Source organism: Novosphingobium sp. TH158, from assembly GCF_002855555.1.
Lineage (GTDB): Bacteria > Pseudomonadota > Alphaproteobacteria > Sphingomonadales > Sphingomonadaceae > Novosphingobium.
In genome coordinates this window covers 2,346,482-2,362,803 of record NZ_PKRT01000001.1, presented here as the reverse complement: position 1 = coordinate 2,362,803, position 16,322 = coordinate 2,346,482, and the positions used below count along the sequence as shown (strand labels likewise).

At 65.3% G+C, this 16,322-nt stretch carries 13 protein-coding genes; 7 read left to right on the top strand and 6 right to left on the bottom strand.

Going from position 1 to position 16,322, the window contains the following annotated elements:
- Window positions 1-82: 82 nt before the first annotated feature.
- Entirely contained in the window at window positions 83-682 is a 600-nt protein-coding gene (locus C0V78_RS14970; protein WP_158241547.1) for a hypothetical protein, read from the top strand.
- Window positions 683-733: 51 nt separating this feature from the next.
- Here C0V78_RS14970 and nadB read toward each other — a convergent pair whose 3' ends face one another.
- A complete protein-coding gene (nadB, locus tag C0V78_RS11700) occupies window positions 734-2,308 on the bottom strand; it encodes an L-aspartate oxidase (protein ID WP_101797877.1) in 1,575 nt (524 codons plus the stop codon).
- A gap of 146 nt (window positions 2,309-2,454) precedes the next feature.
- On the opposite strand from nadB, the gene C0V78_RS14780 reads away from it, so the two are divergent.
- Window positions 2,455-2,634 (top strand): hypothetical protein, encoded by a 180-nt coding sequence (locus C0V78_RS14780; protein ID WP_144039887.1) that lies wholly within the window; start codon window positions 2,455-2,457, stop codon window positions 2,632-2,634.
- 98 nt (window positions 2,635-2,732) lie between these two features.
- Complete coding sequence (locus C0V78_RS14775; RefSeq protein ID WP_144039886.1) at window positions 2,733-2,915, top strand: hypothetical protein; 183 nt, start codon at window positions 2,733-2,735, stop codon at window positions 2,913-2,915.
- 16 nt (window positions 2,916-2,931) lie between these two features.
- On the opposite strand, the gene C0V78_RS11695 is transcribed toward C0V78_RS14775, so the two are convergent.
- Window positions 2,932-3,858, bottom strand: coding sequence for an ABC transporter ATP-binding protein (locus C0V78_RS11695; protein ID WP_101797876.1), 927 nt, complete (start codon window positions 3,856-3,858; stop codon window positions 2,932-2,934).
- A 70-nt stretch (window positions 3,859-3,928) separates the two neighbouring features.
- On the opposite strand from C0V78_RS11695, the gene C0V78_RS11690 reads away from it, so the two are divergent.
- The gene (locus C0V78_RS11690) at window positions 3,929-4,162 is read left to right on the top strand and encodes a zinc-finger domain-containing protein (RefSeq protein WP_101797875.1); all 234 of its coding nucleotides are present in this window, start codon (window positions 3,929-3,931) and stop codon (window positions 4,160-4,162) included.
- Window positions 4,163-4,223: 61 nt separating this feature from the next.
- Here C0V78_RS11690 and katG read toward each other — a convergent pair whose 3' ends face one another.
- Window positions 4,224-6,434, bottom strand: coding sequence for a catalase/peroxidase HPI (gene katG / locus C0V78_RS11685; RefSeq protein WP_101797874.1), 2,211 nt, complete (start codon window positions 6,432-6,434; stop codon window positions 4,224-4,226).
- Window positions 6,435-6,643: 209 nt separating this feature from the next.
- On the opposite strand from katG, the gene tldD reads away from it, so the two are divergent.
- The 3 genes from tldD to C0V78_RS11670 all read left to right on the top strand — a co-directional run bounded on the left by tldD (window position 6,644) and on the right by C0V78_RS11670 (window position 9,051).
- Entirely contained in the window at window positions 6,644-8,062 is a 1,419-nt protein-coding gene (gene tldD, locus C0V78_RS11680; protein ID WP_101797873.1) for a metalloprotease TldD, read from the top strand.
- Between the two features lie 61 nt (window positions 8,063-8,123).
- Window positions 8,124-8,525 (top strand): hypothetical protein, encoded by a 402-nt coding sequence (locus C0V78_RS11675; RefSeq protein ID WP_101797872.1) that lies wholly within the window; start codon window positions 8,124-8,126, stop codon window positions 8,523-8,525.
- Window positions 8,526-8,556: 31 nt separating this feature from the next.
- Window positions 8,557-9,051 carry an asparaginase domain-containing protein gene (locus C0V78_RS11670; RefSeq protein WP_101797871.1) on the top strand — a complete coding sequence of 165 codons (495 nt, stop codon included), beginning with the start codon at window positions 8,557-8,559 and terminating at the stop codon, window positions 9,049-9,051.
- Between the two features lie 68 nt (window positions 9,052-9,119).
- Here the strand turns inward: C0V78_RS11670 and guaA are convergent, their stop codons facing one another.
- The 3 genes from guaA to C0V78_RS11655 form a co-directional block, all read right to left on the bottom strand.
- Complete coding sequence (gene guaA / locus C0V78_RS11665) at window positions 9,120-10,679, bottom strand: glutamine-hydrolyzing GMP synthase (RefSeq protein WP_101797870.1); 1,560 nt, start codon at window positions 10,677-10,679, stop codon at window positions 9,120-9,122.
- Window positions 10,680-11,302: 623 nt separating this feature from the next.
- Window positions 11,303-13,396 (bottom strand): TonB-dependent receptor, encoded by a 2,094-nt coding sequence (locus C0V78_RS11660; RefSeq protein ID WP_101797869.1) that lies wholly within the window; start codon window positions 13,394-13,396, stop codon window positions 11,303-11,305.
- A gap of 106 nt (window positions 13,397-13,502) precedes the next feature.
- A complete protein-coding gene (locus tag C0V78_RS11655; protein WP_101797868.1) occupies window positions 13,503-16,319 on the bottom strand; it encodes a CHAT domain-containing tetratricopeptide repeat protein in 2,817 nt (938 codons plus the stop codon).
- Window positions 16,320-16,322: the final 3 nt, after the last annotated feature.

The following is a 16,322-nucleotide window of genomic DNA, read 5'->3' as shown; positions in this document are numbered from 1 at the left end:
GTTCACCCCGCCGCAAGGTGCGCGGGGCTCCTATTGGCTGGAAGTGGGTGGGAAAGACCGACACAGACCAAGGAGACTTTCGATGCGCTCTTTCCTTTCAATTTCGAGCCTTGTTGCCGCCTCGATGGCGCTCGCAATTCCGGCCCATGCCAACCCCGGCGGCGTGCCCAATGGCGGCATTGGCGCGGGCGGCGGCGTGGGTGCCGGGGGCGGCATCGGGGCTGGCGGCATGGGCATCGGCGTGGGCGGCGGAATCCGGGGCGGCATGGACCTGCCGAACCGCGGCGCTTCCGGCTCGATCGGGCTTGATACTGCCGCATCGGTACGCGCGGCCGAACGGACCCGCCCGATGACGCTGGACAGCAACGCCCGCCTGCAAGCCGCGCTGACCCGTTCGCTGGCGCGCAGCGGCACGGCGCTGCCCGCGGGTGGGCTATCGGCTGCTTGCAGCGGCTTTGCGAACCTGGGTGATTGCCTCTCGGCAATACACGTTGCCAGCAACCTCAACCTCACGGGCGGTTTCCCCGCGCTCAAGGCGCAGGTCACCGGCGATAACCGGGTGAGCCTGGGCAAGGCGATCAAGCAGTTGCGCCCCGATGCCGATACCAGCGCCGCCCTGCGCCGCGCCCGCGCGCAGGCCCGTGCTGAAATTGCGGCCTCGGTCGGTGCCGAACGCGACTGACGCCTGAAGGATACCCTGCTTCCCGCTCCCCGCCCGCGCGGCAGGGGGGGATCAGGGCACCAGCACCGTATCGCGAGCGATCTTCAGTGTCTGGGGATAGTCCAGCGTATAATGCAGGCCCCGGCTCTCCTTGCGGCGCAGGGCGGAGCGCACGATCAGATCCGCGCATTGCAGCAGGTTGCGCAGTTCGATCAGGTCCGTCGAAACGCGGAAATGGCCGTAATAGTCTTCCACTTCGTCGGTCAGCAGCTTGATGCGGTGCGCGGCGCGTTCGAGACGCTTGGTGGTGCGCACGATGCCGACATAGTTCCACATGAAGCGGCGGATCTCGGTCCAGTTCTGCTTGATGATCACTTCCTCGTCGGAATCGGTCACCCGGCTTTCGTCCCAGCCGCGCACCTTGGGCGGGGCTTCGAAACTGTCCCAGTTCTCCAGGATATGGGCAGCGGCCGCCTCGCCGAAGACGAAGCATTCCAGCAGGCTGTTGGAAGCAAGCCGGTTCGCCCCGTGGAGACCGCTTTCGGTGCATTCACCTGCGGCATAAAGCCCCGGCAGGTCCGTGCGCCCGTCAAGATCGACCAGCACCCCGCCGCAGGTATAATGCTGCGCCGGCACAACCGGGATCGGCTGGACCGTCATGTCGATGCCCAGCCCCAGCAGCTTTTCGTAAATGTTGGGGAAGTGCTCGCGCACGAATTCGGCGGGTTGGTGGCTGATGTCGAGGTGGACATAGTCCAGCCCGTCACGCTTGATTTCGGCATCGATGGCGCGGGCGACGACGTCGCGCGGGGCCAGTTCCAGCCGCTCGTCATAATCGGCCATGAAGCGGCGGCCGGACTTGGGATTGATCAGGTGCCCGCCTTCGCCGCGCACCGCCTCGGTGATCAGGAAGTTCTTGACCTCGAGGTTGTAGAGGCAGGTCGGGTGGAACTGCATCATCTCCATGTTGGAGACGCGGGCCCCGGCGCGCCATGCCATGGCGATGCCATCGCCGGTTGCCCCGCGCGGCGCGGTGGAGAACTGGTACACGCGCCCGGCCCCTCCAGTGGCGAGGATGGTGGCGCGCGCGGTGTGCGCCTCAACCTTTCCGCTTTCCTCGTCGAGCGCATAGACGCCCCAGACCCGGCCGGAACCGGAATAGCGTTCCTCGTGCCGGCCGGTGATCAGGTCGATGCAGGCGCGGTTGGGCAGGAGGGTGACGTTGGGGTTGGCCTCGCAAGCGCGGAGCAGGGCCTGCTGCACGGCCCAGCCGGTGGCATCGTTGACATGGACGATGCGGCGGTGCGAGTGCCCGCCCTCACGCGTCAGGTGCAGGCTGTTGCCCTCGGTATTGAAAGGCACGCCCAGTTGCGCCAGCCGGTCGATCGCATGGGGCGCGCGTTCGATGACGAATTCCACCGTTTCGAGGCGATTCAGCCCTCCACCGGCAACCATGGTGTCGCGAATGTGGTTCTCGAATGTATCGCCGGCGTCCAGCACGGCGGCAATGCCGCCCTGCGCCCATGCGGTGGAACCGCCATTGAGCCCGCCTTTCGCCAGCACCAGCACCTTGCGGTCCTGCCCCAGGGCGAGTGCGGCCGTAAGTCCGGCGGCACCCGATCCGACGATGATCACATCATGCTGCATCGTTCCGCTTTGGCGCAATCGGGACTGCAAGAAAAGCGGATTGGCCGAGTCGCCTGCATTGGTCGCTCCACAATGGGTTCGATTGTACTCGGCGAGACGCAGCAGAGAGAGCAAAATCGGTCCTTCTGTCGACGAGGTATTGCGCCATGCGCCTATCTTTCTGCTGGTTGAACCGCCACACGCCCACCCGCGACCGCGCGCGGTGGGACGGAACCCATTTCATCTCGACCTGCCGCAATTGCGGCAAGCCGATCCGGCGTGTCACCTCGAAAGTCTGGCGCAAGGAGTGGATGCCGGAAGGTTCCGACAACGCCGCATGGCTTTGAGTTAGCCGGCAATAAGGCTCGGTGTTTACAACCGTTTAAGGCTGCCATAGGTATTCCGCCGAGGCTCGCACAGACGGGCGGGCTCAACGGGACGCACCATGAACTTCCATATCCGCCTGTTTTGCAGGTTTGACCGGCACGAGCCCATCCGCCGTGAAGTGCGGTGGGACGGGCTGCACTACGTCAGCACCTGCACCAGCTGCGGACAGGCGATCCGCCGCAAAGACAAGGGCGAATGGAAGAAGGACTGGAACCCCAGCGGACTGTTCAAGACCGCCTAATTCCGGGCCTCAAGGCCTAAGCCGCAGCGCTGGTCAGCGAAACGAACACATCCTCAAGATCCGGTTCGCGTGTCGTGACATCGACAATGGCATGGCCCTGGGCCTGCACCAGCGAGAGCACTTCGCCGGCATTGGTGCGGCTGGTGTCATAGGTGATCGCCAGCCCGCGTTCCCCTTCGCGCTCGCACTTGAGGAAGGCATCGTGGCAGGGCAGTTCGGCAATTTCGCTGTCCAGCGTCACGACCACGACCTTCTCGTGCGCCATGCCGACCAGTTCGCGCGTCGGCTTGTCGGCAATCAGGCGGCCATGGTTGATGATCGCGATGCGATCGCACAGCTCTTCCGCTTCCTCGAGGTAATGCGTGGTCAGCACCACCGTGACACCTTCGGCGTTGAGCTGGCTGACAAGCTCCCAAAGCTGGCGGCGCAGTTCCACGTCCACCCCTGCGGTCGGCTCGTCGAGCACGATCACCGGCGGGGTATGGACCAGCGCCTTGGCGATCAGCAGGCGGCGCTTCATACCCCCGGAAAGCGTGCGCGAATAGGCGTTGGCCTTGTCCGACAGGTGCACGGCGGCGAGCAGGTCGAGCGTGCGCCGTGCCGCCTTCGGCACGCCATAGAAACCGGCCTGGTTCTCAAGCACTTCGGCCGGCGTGAAGAAGGGATCGAAGACCACCTCCTGCGGCACGATGCCGATCGACCGCTTGGCGTTGCGCGGATCGGCATCGATATCGTGTCCCCAGATCGAGACTTCGCCCGAGGTCTTGTTCACCAGCCCGGCAAGGATGTTGATCAGCGTCGACTTGCCGGCCCCGTTCGGCCCGAGCAGGCCGAATATCTGCCCGGCCGGGACGTCGAATGAAACATCGTTCAGCGCCTGCTTGCCGCCGGCATAGACCTTGGAGAGGTTGCGGATCGAGATGGCGGGGCCGAGCGTGGACATGACAGGCTCTTGCGACAGCGCGGCCTTTGCGTAAAGGGGGGACCGAGCAATTCGCACCCGGAACCCTGTCATGACCGAAATCGCACCGCCCCCGCCCGAGACCGTGATCGTCAACTCCCACCGCGTCCGCTGCGACGGCGCGAGCGAGGTGCGCGGCGGCGCGGCGCTGGGCCATCCGCGCGTCTGGCTGGAAATCGACGAGCGCGGCTATGTCGATTGCGGCTATTGCGACAAGCGCTTCGTGCTGGAAGGCCATGACCATGGCCCCGCCGATGCGGACATTTCCGGCGGCATGAGCCGCTGATCCAAAAAGTAACGGCGGCGGAACCGAAGTCCCGCCGCCGCTTGTTGCATGGGCTTGCCGCTCAGAAGCGGTCGGCGTCCATCACCTTGGTCCAGGCCTTGACGAAGTCGGCCGTGAACTTTTCCCTGGCATCATCGGAAGCGTAGACTTCCGCCACGGCGCGCAGTTCCGAATTGGAACCGAACACCAGGTCAACCGGCGTTGCCGTCCACTTCGCCGCACCGGTCTTGCGGTCCTTGCCCTCATAAAGGCCCGGCGCAGTGGCTGACTTCGACCAGACCGTGTCCATCGACAGCAGGTTGACGAAGAAGTCGTTGGACAGCGTTCCCGGACGGCTGGTCAGCACGCCGGCCTGCGATCCGCCGGCATTGGCGCCCAGCGCACGCATGCCGCCCAGAAGCACGGTGGCTTCGGGCACGGTCAGGCCAAGCAGGTCGGCCTTGTCCACCAGCGATTCGACCGGACCAAGGTAGGCATCCGCACTGTAATAGTTGCGGAATGCGTCTGCCTTCGGCTCGAGGTGCGCGAACGAGGCCACTTCGGTCTGGGCCTGGGTAGCATCGACGCGGCCCGGCTTGAACGGCACGGTCACGCTGTGGCCGGCTGCCTTCGCCGCCTGTTCGATGGCAACGCCGCCGCCCAGCACGACGAGATCGGCCATGCTCACCTGCTTGCCGCCCGTCGCGCCCTTGTTGAAGGCCGTGCGGATGGCATCGAGCTTCGCGGTCACCTTCGCCAGTTCGGCCGGATCGTTCACCGCCCAGTTGCGCTGCGGATCGAGCCGGAAGCGCGCGCCGTTGGCACCACCGCGCATGTCGGTGGCGCGGAAGGTCGAGGCCGAGGCCCAGGCTGCGCGCACCAGTTCGGCATTGCTGAGGCCCGAAGCCTGGATCGATGCCTTGAGCGAGGCAATATCCGCCGTGTCGATCGGCGCATAGGTCGCCTTGGGCAGCGGGTCCTGCCAGGTGAAGGTCACCTTCGGGGCATCCTTGCCGAGATAGCGGGCCTGCGGACCCATGTCGCGGTGAGTCAGCTTGAACCAGGCGCGGGCAAAGGCATCGGCGAATTCCTGCGGGTTCTTCTGCCAGCGCTGGGTGATCTTGCGGAAGCCCGGATCCTCGCGCAGGGCGATATCGGTGGTGAACATGATCGGCGCATGGCGCACGTCGGGCCGGTGCGCGTCAGGCACCAGGTTCGCCGCCGCCGGGTCCTTCGGGATCCACTGGGTCGCGCCCGCCGGGCTCTTGGTCTTCACCCATTCGAAACCGTAGAGGTTGTCGAGGTACTGGCTGGTGAAGGCGATCGGGTTCGATGTCCAGGCACCTTCAAGGCCGCTGCTGGTGGCATCTTCCGAGTGGCCCTTGCCGCACTTGTTGTTCCAGCCCAGGCCCTGGTTCTCGATGGTCGCCATGCCCGGATCGTTGCCGATGCATTCCTCGGGCTTGCGCGCGCCGTGCGCCTTGCCGAAGGTGTGGCCGCCGGCGATCAGCGCCGCGGTTTCGGCATCGTCCATGTTCATCGCACCAAAGGCGCGGCGAATGTCGGTGGCAGCCGCCAGCGGATCGGGAACCCCGTTCGGACCTTCCGGATTGACGTAGATCAGGCCCATCTGGGTTGCCGCGAGCGGCCCCTTGAGGTTGCCCTTGCCGTCGCGACGCTTGTCGTCGAGCAGCTTGGTTTCCGGCCCCCAGAACACAAGGTCGGGCTGCCAGGCATCAACGCGTCCACCGGCGAAGCCCAGCGTCTTGAAGCCCATGTCTTCCATGGCGACATTGCCGGTGAGGACCATCAGGTCACCCCACGAGAGCTTGCGGCCGTACTTCTGCTTGATCGGCCAGACGAGACGGCGGGCCTTGTCGAGGTTGACGTTGTCGGGCCAGGAGTTGAGCGGCTCGAAGCGCATCTCGCCGCCGTCCGAACCGCCACGTCCGTCAGCCGAACGATAGGTGCCCGCGCTGTGCCAGGCCATGCGGATGAAGAACGGGCCATAGTGGCCATAATCGGCGGGCCACCAGGGCTGCGAGGTGGTCAGCACCTTGCGGATATCGGCCTTGACGGCATCGAGGTCGAGGCTGGCGAATTCCTTGGCGTAATCGAAATCGGCGCCATAGGGGTTGGACTGCGCTTCGTTCTGGCGCAGCGCGGTAAGATCGACGCTCTTGGGCCACCATTCCTTGGCGGCAGGAGCGGCACCGGCTTCTGCGGCATGCGCGGCTGCGATCGGCGATGCGGCGGCCATCAGCACCGCAATGGCGACTTTCTTCAGGTTCATGGATCTGATCCCCTCTGCTTGGACATCCGGCAGGATCCGGACGATGGCGGGGGTGATAGGTTTCTCCAGCCGCCCGCCTCCAATGGATTTGTGGGATCAGAGTAATCGGAAAGGCCGCTTAAAGTGCCGAATGATAGCGGAACTGCCGATTTCTCACGCCACGCAACCGGCGCTTCCGTCCGGCCCCGGCAGTTCCTATATGCAGCACCATGACCATCACCGATCCCCGCTCGCTCCTTTACCGCCAGCTTGATCCCGCCGAGGCGCAGGCTCTGGCTCGCGAAACCCTGTCGCGCTGCGACGATGGCGAGCTTTACATGCAGTTCATCGCCAGCGAGGCGTTCGGCTTCGACGATGGACGGCTGAAGACGGCGGACTATTCGCGCGATGCCGGGTTCGGCCTGCGCGGGGTTTCGGGCGAGATGACCGGATTTGCCCATGCCAACGAGATCAGCGCGGCCGCCATCCGGCGCGCGGGCGAGACGCTGAAGCTGCTCGATCCGGCACGCCAGCCCATGGCAGCGCCGCCCAAGCCGACCAATCGCCACCTCTATACCGATGCGTCGCCGCTCGATGCCGTCTCCTTCGAGGCGAAAGTGAAGCTGCTGGAGGAGATCGACCGCATCGCCCGCGCGCGCGATCCGCGTGTCTCGCAGGTTTCAGCCAGCCTTGTCGGATCGTGGTCGGTGGTCGAGATCGTCCGCGCGGACGGTTTCGTGGCTACCGATGTGCGCCCGCTGGTGCGGCTCAACGTCAGCATCGTTGCCGAGGCCAACGGTCGCCGGGAAAGCGGCAGCTACGGCATGGGCGGGCGCAAGCTCTACGATGACCTGTTCGCGCCCGAGGCATGGAACGGCGCCATCGACCATGCGCTGGGCCAGGCCCTCACCAATCTTGAATCGGTCGATGCCCCGGCGGGCGAGATGACCGTGCTGGTCGGCCCCGGCTGGCCCGGCGTACTGCTGCACGAAGCCGTGGGACATGGCCTTGAAGGCGATTTCAACCGCAAGGGCACCAGCGCCTTTTCCGGCCGCATCGGCGAACGCGTCGGCGCACCAGGGGTGACCGTGGTCGATGACGGCTCGATCGCCGCCCGCCGCGGCTCGCTCTCCATCGACGATGAAGGCACGCCCACGCAGGAAAACGTGCTGATCGAGGACGGCATCCTCAAGGGCTACATGCAGGACCGGCTCAACGCCCGGCTGATGGGTGTGCTGGCCACGGGCAACGGTCGCCGCGAGAGCTATGCCCACGCGCCCATGCCGCGCATGACCAACACCTTCATGCGGGGCGGCAACGATGATCCGGCCGAACTGCTCGGCCGGATGAAGAACGGCATCTATGCCAAGAGCTTCGGCGGCGGGCAGGTGGACATCGTTTCGGGCAAGTTCGTGTTTTCCTGCACCGAGGCCTACAAGGTGGAGAACGGCAAGCTGGGCGCGCCGATCAAGGGCGCAACGCTGATCGGCGACGGGCCGACCGTGCTCACCCGCGTCACCGGCATCGGCAACGACATGGCGCTTGACCACGGCGTGGGCATGTGCGGCAAGGGCGGGCAATCGGTGCCGGCCGGCGTCGGCCAGCCTAGCCTGCTGATCGAAGGGCTGACCGTGGGCGGCACGGCATGATTTTCAGCCGCCGTTCAGCTATGCCGGGGCAGATTGACCGGTGATATTCGGGAGAACCGTGATGAAGAAGCTCATCCTCGCCCTGTCCGCCGCCTCGCTGCTTGCGGCCCCGGCGGTCGTTTCGGCAAAGCCGAAGCAGACGCCCGAGCAAAAGCTGGCCAAGCTGCTTGAAGGTCGCGTTGCCGGAAAGCCGGTCAGCTGCATCAGCCTGATGAACGCGCGCGACACGCAGGTGTTCGACAAGACGGCCATCGCCTACAACTCCGGTTCGGTGATTTACGTCAACCGCCCGAAGAATGCGGCTTCGCTCGACGATGACGATATCCTCGTCACCGAAACGCACGGCAGCCAGCTTTGCCGCATGGACCTCGTCCGGCTGCACGAGCGCACGGGCATGTGGTACAGCGGTTTCGTGAGCCTCGATGAATTCGTGCCTTATCGCAAGGTATCCGATCCCGGCTGACGGACCGCGCAAGCCGGGCTAAGGGACGGGGATGACTGACAGTTCCATCCTCGTCCTCACCACCGGCGGCACGATCGACAAGGCTTATTTCGACGCGCTCTCCGAATACCAGATCGTCGACAGCGGCATTCCGGAACTGCTGAAGGAGGCGCGCGTTGCGCTGCCGTTCCGGGTCGTGGAGCTGATGCGCAAGGACAGTCTTGAGCTGACCGATGCCGACCGCACCCTGATCGCCTCGGCCGCGCGCGAAGCGCCCGAAGCCCGCGTTGTCATCACGCACGGCACCGACACGATGACCGAGACCGCAAAGGTCATCGCCAGCGAAGTTCCCGGCAAGACAGTGGTGCTGACCGGCGCCTTGAGCCCGGCGCGCTTTGCCGAAACCGATGCGCCCTTCAACCTCGGCATGGCCTTCGCTACGGCGCAGACCGCCCCTCCCGGCGTGTGGATCGCCATGAGCGGGCAGGTGTTCGACGGGCTAAAAGTCCGCAAGGACCGCGAGGCTGGGAAGTTCGTGGCGATCTAGCGCCCTGCGGCTCCTTGCGCCACGGCGCAAACCGGGCGAACGTCCCCCGGACGTTCACGTGATCCGGTTTACTCCCACTCGATCGTGCCGGGCGGCTTTGACGTGTAGTCATAGACCACGCGGTTGATGCCCTTCACCTCGTTGATGATGCGCGTGGCGCAGCGGCTGAGGAAGGCGGCGTCAAAGGGGTAGATGTCGGCAGTCATGCCGTCGGTGCTGGTCACCGCGCGCAGGGCGCAGACGCAATCGTAAGTGCGGCCATCGCCCATGACGCCGACCGTGCGCACCGGCAGCAGCACGGCGAAAGCCTGCCAGATATCGTCGTAGAGGCCCGCGTTGCGGATTTCCTCGAGGTAGATGGCATCGGCCTTGCGCAGCACCTCGCAGCGATCGTGCGTCACCTCGCCGGGGATGCGGATGGCAAGGCCCGGACCGGGGAAGGGATGGCGGCCGACGAACACTTCGGGCAGGCCCAGCTCTCGGCCCAGCTCGCGCACCTCGTCCTTGAACAGTTCGCGCAGCGGCTCGACCAGCGCCATGTTCATCCGTTCGGGCAGGCCGCCGACGTTGTGGTGGCTCTTGATGGTTACCGAGGGACCGCCGGTGAACGAGACGCTTTCGATCACGTCGGGATAGAGCGTGCCCTGGGCGAGGAAATCCGCGCCGCCCAGCTTGTTCGCCTCTTCCTCGAACACGTTGATGAATTCCGCGCCGATGAACTTGCGCTTCTTTTCCGGGTCCGTGACGCCGGCAAGACCCTTCATGAACCGCTCTTCGGCGTCCACGACGACCAGCGGGATGTTGTAGTGGCCTCGGAACAGGTCCTCCACCTGCTTGCGCTCGTTCATGCGCAGCAGGCCGTGATCGACGAAGACGCAGTGCAGCTGGTCGCCGATCGCCTCGTGGATCAGCACCGCGGCAACGGCGGAATCGACGCCGCCCGAAAGGCCGCAGATCACCCGGCCCTTGCCCACCTGCGCGCGGATGTCGGCGATCTTGGTGGCGCGGAACTCGGCCATGGTCCAGTCACCAGCGAGGCCGCAGATCTTGTGAACGAAGTTGGAAATCAGCTTCGCCCCGTCAGGCGTGTGCACCACTTCGGGGTGGAACATGGTGGTGTAATAGCGCTTCGCCTCGTTCACGCAGATGGCGAAAGGCGCATTGGGCGAAGTGCCGATCACTTCGAAGCCATCGGGGGCGATCGTGACGCGGTCGCCATGGCTCATCCACACCGGATATTGCTGGCCCACTTCCCAGAACCCGTCGAACAGGGGCGAGGCCTTGTGGATCAGCACGTCCGCCCGGCCGAATTCGGCTGCATGGCCGCCTTCCACCTTGCCGCCCAGCTGGGTTACCAGCGTTTGCTGGCCATAGCAGATTGCCAGGATCGGCAGGCCTGAATCGAAGATGGCCTGCGGCGCGCGAGGGCTGCCCTCTGCCGTGACAGAGGCCGGCCCGCCCGACAGGATAACGCCCTTGGGCTTCATCCGGTGGAAGGCTTCCTCGGCAGAGTTGAACGGGGCGATTTCGGAATAGACGCCGGCTTCGCGCACGCGGCGCGCGATCAGCTGGGTCACCTGGCTGCCGAAATCGACAATGAGGATGGAATCGGAAGGCTGGACGCTCATGCAGCGCCGATAAAGGCGGCTCCACCGCCTGTCCAGCAGCAGCAGGCCGCGATCCCCAGCACGTCGCCGTCAACCAAGCCTTTACCTGCTGCCGCTATTAGCGGTTGAAACATTATAAGCACTGCTATAATAATGTAGGTGAGGATGCCGAATCGGCACCATGAATTCTGGAGACTGACCATGCACACCCGCAACGAAACCATCCTGGGCGTTGTCCTTGCAATGCTTGCAAGCACCATCGGATTCGTCCTTACGCTTATGTAATCCAAGGCTTATTGAAGCTTCGGCCTGATCAGACGCCAGGCCGCAGGGGCCGCTCACGCAAGTGGGCGGCCTCTTTTTTGGGCCGTAAGTTGCGTTTTCTGCAACTGCCCGCGCGTCAAACGCGCTTGTATACTCTATCGAAATACTTATGTTGCAACTGCGAAGTGCATTCGCACATGCAACAGGAGATACCAATGCGCAGCATCTACTCGATCGTGCTGCCGGTGATCGCTGCCGCTACGACCAGCGGCCTGATCTTCACCGCGACGCTCGCCTGAGCGTCTAAGCAGCACTCCCCCAAAGCAAGCGGCCGCCCGGCATTTGCCCGGCGGCCGTTTCGCATTTGCGGCCCTGGCAAATCAGATTTCCAGCCGCACCGAAATGCGGATGTCACGACCGGCCAGCGGCGCGTAATCCTTCAGGAAGCTTGCATGGCGGCGGGCGTTGACGTTGAATAGGTTGCTGGCGCTCAGCATGAAGCTCAGCGGCTGGTGACCGCCCCAGGGGCGCCAGGCCAGTTCAAGGTTGGTCATGGTGAAGCCCGGCGTCGGCGTTTCGTTGGGCGCGACCCGGTCCTGGCCCGTCACCCGCTCAACCTCGGCGCGCAGATCCCACTTTTCCGACGTCAGCGAAAGTCCGCCCAGCACGCGCAGCGGCGGGATGCGGGGTGCAGGGCCATAGCTTTCGATCTCGGCATGGACATAGTCGACCAGGGCATCGGCCTCGAGCTTCCAGTCGCCGAAGGTGGCGAGGCGCAGGGTGCCCTCGACCTCGAAACCATAGAAGCGCGCATCGGCCTGCCCGATCTGGTAGACAGGCAGCCCGTCTTCGAACCCGCCGGTACGCCCGTCGAAAATGAAGTTCGAGAACCACGAGTGATAGGCCGACGCTTCCAGCGAATAGCCATCGCCCTTGCCGCGCAGCAGCGCCTCGACGCTCCAGGTGCGCTCGGGCTTGAGGTCGAGATCGCCGATCTCGTAAGCATTGGTTCCGGCGTGCGGGCCATTGGCGAACAGCTCTTCCGCCGCCGGCGCGCGTGACGTGCGCGACAGGTTGACCCCGAAGCGCCATTCTTCGGCAAACCGCCAGGACGCACCCAGCGAGCCGGAGACGGTATCGAAAGTGCGCAGGGCCGGAACGAAGGCCCCGGCCAGCGACACCGGCTTTGCGTGCATGACCGAGCGGTCATAGCGCGCGCCGGCCTCTACCTTCAGGGCATCGAGTTCGAACTGCTGCATGGTGAACAGGCCGAACTGGCTGACCGAAAATCGCGGCAGGAACGCTTCTGCGCCGACCACGTTGAAGTTGCGGTTCACATATTGCGCGCCGGTAACGCCCGACCAGCCGCCGCGATCGGCCTGGGTAATCTCGAAGCGCGTCTCCAGCCCCTTGTTGAAGAATTCGGTACCGACCGCGCCGTCTTCCTCAAGCTCGGCATGGCGATAGTCGGCAAAGCCGAAGCGCAGGCCCAGCTTCGAGATCACTGCGCCCTGTGGCGCGATCTCGGCGCGGGCATCGATGCGGTCCTGCTTTACATGGATGCGCGGCGCTTCCTGCTCCTGACCCGGTTGCGTCGCAAAGCGCAGCGGAATGCCATAGAGGTTGTCGATGTGGCTGTAGGCGACCGCGATGTTGCCGCCCTCGTTGATATAGGCTGCGCTTACCGCTGCATCCCAGCTGCGCGCAGCAGTGTTGGGCAGCCGTCCGGCAACGGCGGCGTTTTCAAGGAAATCGATGTCGGAATCCGGTTCAGGCGGTAGCAGGCTGGACGCAATTGCCTGCGCGCGCAGGGCCGGTGTCAGCGCGAAACCGCCGATACGCAGGTCGTCGCTCTTCGACCAGGAACCATCGACGTGGACCACGAAGTTCTCGCCAAGCGGCATTGCCGCCGTTCCGGCCAGCGTGCGCTCGTCTGCCGCGGAGCCATAGGAAGCCACGGCGCCAATATGGATCGGCTCGTCCGGCACGGAGGTCGGGATGCGGCGACTGATGACGTTAACGACGCCGCCGATTGCCGAGGCACCGTAGAGCAGCGACTGCGGCCCGCGCAGCACTTCGATGCGTTCAGCCAGCAGCGGGTTGACCGCCGTGGCATGGTCCACCGAAGTGTTGGACACGTCGATCGTGCCGATACCATCGGTCAGCACGCGCACGCGCTCGCCCTGCAGGCCGCGCAGCACCGGGCGCGAGGCCGAAGGCCCGAACGATGTGGCCGAGACGCCCGGCGTGTGATCGAGCGTTTCGCCCAGCGAAGGGCGCAGGTGCTGGGCCAGTTCCTCGCCCGAAACGATGGCGACGCCCGATAGCACGTCAACGCGATTGCGGATCAGCGCACCGGTTACGACGATATCCTCGTCGATGTGCTTTTCATCATGCTCCTGCGCAAAAGCGGAAGGCACGGTGCAGATCGCTGCGGCGGCGACGCCGAAAAGCAGGGTATTCTTCATCAACATTGCAACTCGCCGGTTTGCGCCCCGTCCGGGGCCGTGCCGGCGCATTAGCGCGTATCAATTCATGTTACAATATAACATTTCCATTTTCCGCCCGTCCGGCAGCCACCTAAGGCCGGACGAGTTCGAACGAGGCCCACAGCGCGGGATTGGCGGCCCCCTCGATCGGCCCCTTGCGCACTTCGGCAATCGCCTTGCGCAGTGCGTTGGCGGGTGCGTCGCCGGCGGCGGCATGGCGCAGGGTTCCGGTCGTCACAGCGCGGGCGATATCGTCACGCACCGGCCAGTGGGTCGCAAGGATGGTATCCGCCCCGGCAAGGATGAACGCCTGGGCAAGGCCTGAAAGGCTCGGTGCATCCGGCCCCGAACCGGCCGCCGTGTTGCAGGCCGAAAGGATCACCCAGGATGCCGGCAGGTCGAGCCGGGCGATCTCGCTGGCGGTGAGCAGGCCATCATCATCCCCCGCCGGGCTGAGCAGCAGCGCGGGCTCGCTAAGCCCTTCGTACTCGCCCGATACCAGCCCGTGCGTAGCAAAAGCGAGCACCGTGCCCGGCCGGATACGGGCATTGGCGAGCGCAGATTCGGTCGCTGCCGCACCGGTCAGGATCATCGGCCGTTCGGCACCGACGGCCCCGGCAATCCCCGCCAGTTCGCCAGCGGCATCGGGAAGCGGCGGCAGGCGGTCCAGACCTTCGACCTGCCCCCGGCGAACCGATGGGCCGCCCGGCACCCCGGCAGCCTCGGTTGCACCGATACCGAACATCAGCGCCGCAGGGGCGGAACCGGCAGCGGCAGCGCGTCGCGGCGGCCCTGCCAGGCGGGTGACAGCCATTCGGTCGGTCAGGAAGGCGCTGCCTTTTGCGTCCATGGCAAGCAACGCGAATGGCACTGCGCCAAGCGCCCCGTGAGCGCTGACCTGCAGGTGACGGGTCCGGCGGAGTTCCTTGTCGAGGCGGGGGGAAACCAGCGCACGGTAAAGTTCAGCCGCAGCTGCGGCATCGAATGGCACCGCTGCCGCCGCCGGATCCAGCGCACGGCGCAGGCGGGCCACCGTGCGCTGCACGGCGTGCAGATCGGCAGTGCTCACGTACTGCAGCGTGGCAGCGGGTCCGACGGCGGTAACGATGAAGCGATCGTAGGACGGGGTGATCTGGAGGAAGAGTTCGCCCTTGGCGAGCTGGGCGCGAGCATCGGCCAGACCGACCGTCGGCAATTGCCCGGCATCGATCTTGCGAGCGGCGAGGTCGGCATCGACCCGGGCAATCTCCGTATCGAGGCGCGTCAGGTTCGCGTTGGCCGCGGCAGGGTCGAATCCGGCCTTGGGCGAAGCGAGCTGGACTTCGATCGCGGCCATAGCCGAAGCGCGCTCTGCACCCAGCTTGCGCCGCTGCTCGAACAGGGCTGCCGTTGCCGGATCGCGCGAGGCGGCCCGGCGCTGGGCAGCAAGGGCGGCAGCCGAATCGACAGAGCCGCGCACCGTCCATTGCTGCGCCTCGAAGGCGACCTCGACCGCCCCGATCCGCTGATAGACTTCGGCCAGGTACTGGAAGGTGCCCCGGGCCACGATAGTCAGCTCTGCCGCCGGGTTGGCCGCGACATTGGCCTTGGCACGAGCGAGGATGTCATTCGCATCCGCCAGTATCTCATCCCTCGGGCGCGAAGATGCCCGCGACTGCACCAGCAGCAACAGCGCCCTCTCCGCCAGCAGGTCCGGGTGCTGCGGCGGTGCGGCGGCAGTGCGCAGCGCCACCCCTTCGCGCATGGTCTTCTCCGCCAGCGCAAGGTCGCCCTTGGCCAGCGCGATGCGGGCCAGCATGCCGCGCCCCGACATGCGGTCGCGGTGCTGGGCGGAAAGCCTGCGGTCGCGGACCTCCAGCACCTTCTGCTGGCCGGCCAAGGCTTCATCGAACCGGCCGAGCCGCATCAGCGCAAGGGCCCGGACCTCCTGCGATTGAAGGGCGCGGTTGCTTTCCGGGCCAAGCTGCTTTTCGATCACGCCGATGGCTTGGTCGAGAAAGGCAAGGGCCTGTTCGTAATTGCCCGCATCCGACAGTGCCGTTGCCATCATCGCGCGCATGGCCGCGCTGTTCTGGTTAGGCGCGCCATTAACCGCTTCGATCGCTTCAAAGGCCTGGCGCAGGTATGGCACGGCCGTGTTCGGCTTGCCCTGACGCACTAGCAATGCACCCAGGTTGGCATGGAGGTTCGACACCGCCGGATGCCCCTTGGGCAGCAATGTCTCGCTGATGGCAATGCCCTCGCGAGCGGCTGAAACGGCATCGTCCGAACGCCCGAGCGAATGGAGATAGGCAGCGCGGTTCGCATACCAGATGGCTATGTCGCCCGGCACTGGCGTTAGCGCCTTGCCCATGGCGATGGCCTCTGCATTGAGGGCAAGAGTCTGCTCCTGCTTGCCGGCTTCCCAGTTGATCCCGGCAAGGTTTGCCAATGCCTTGGCAAGGTCCAGGGTCGGCCGCCCCTTGGCAAGGCCACGCTCAATCGCAAGGCTGGTCGAGAAGGCGGGAAGCGCTTCGTCAAGGTTGCTGCGGTAATGCGCGATGAACCCCCGAACGTTGTACGTGCCGGCCAGGGCCTTGAGATGGGCAGGGCCGGCCTTTTCGAGCACCGGCTGGATTTCCGCGACGACCCGGGCGGCGTCATCCATCTTGCCCTGGGCGGCATAGGCCATGGCAATGCCCTGGCGAGCAGCGGCGATCGCGGGGTGGCCGGCGGGGTATATGCGCTTCGCCTCGGCTACGGCATTCTCGTAAAGCACCATGCCGGCCTTGGGATCGGAGCCGGTGTCGAAGGCATCGGCCTTGTCCATCAGGGCATCGAGCGTGCTGCGATCGACCGGCCGGGCCAACACCGGCTGCGCCGAGGCCAGCGCGAGCGCCGATGCCGCAAGAAACGAAACCGATTTCATAGC

What these genes read in the sequence shown, in the direction of transcription:
- C0V78_RS14970 (WP_158241547.1), top strand. Translation starts at nt 83, where the DNA reads ATGCGCTCTTTCCTTTCAATTTCGAGCCTTGTTGCCGCCTCGATGGCG.
- nadB (WP_101797877.1), bottom strand. Translation starts at nt 2,308, where the DNA reads ATGCAGCATGATGTGATCATCGTCGGATCGGGTGCCGCCGGACTTACG.
- C0V78_RS14780 (WP_144039887.1), top strand. Translation starts at nt 2,455, where the DNA reads ATGCGCCTATCTTTCTGCTGGTTGAACCGCCACACGCCCACCCGCGAC.
- C0V78_RS14775 (WP_144039886.1), top strand. Translation starts at nt 2,733, where the DNA reads ATGAACTTCCATATCCGCCTGTTTTGCAGGTTTGACCGGCACGAGCCC.
- C0V78_RS11695 (WP_101797876.1), bottom strand. Translation starts at nt 3,858, where the DNA reads ATGTCCACGCTCGGCCCCGCCATCTCGATCCGCAACCTCTCCAAGGTC.
- C0V78_RS11690 (WP_101797875.1), top strand. Translation starts at nt 3,929, where the DNA reads ATGACCGAAATCGCACCGCCCCCGCCCGAGACCGTGATCGTCAACTCC.
- katG (WP_101797874.1), bottom strand. Translation starts at nt 6,434, where the DNA reads ATGAACCTGAAGAAAGTCGCCATTGCGGTGCTGATGGCCGCCGCATCG.
- tldD (WP_101797873.1), top strand. Translation starts at nt 6,644, where the DNA reads ATGACCATCACCGATCCCCGCTCGCTCCTTTACCGCCAGCTTGATCCC.
- C0V78_RS11675 (WP_101797872.1), top strand. Translation starts at nt 8,124, where the DNA reads ATGAAGAAGCTCATCCTCGCCCTGTCCGCCGCCTCGCTGCTTGCGGCC.
- C0V78_RS11670 (WP_101797871.1), top strand. Translation starts at nt 8,557, where the DNA reads ATGACTGACAGTTCCATCCTCGTCCTCACCACCGGCGGCACGATCGAC.
- guaA (WP_101797870.1), bottom strand. Translation starts at nt 10,679, where the DNA reads ATGAGCGTCCAGCCTTCCGATTCCATCCTCATTGTCGATTTCGGCAGC.
- C0V78_RS11660 (WP_101797869.1), bottom strand. Translation starts at nt 13,396, where the DNA reads ATGTTGATGAAGAATACCCTGCTTTTCGGCGTCGCCGCCGCAGCGATC.
- C0V78_RS11655 (WP_101797868.1), bottom strand. Translation starts at nt 16,319, where the DNA reads ATGAAATCGGTTTCGTTTCTTGCGGCATCGGCGCTCGCGCTGGCCTCG.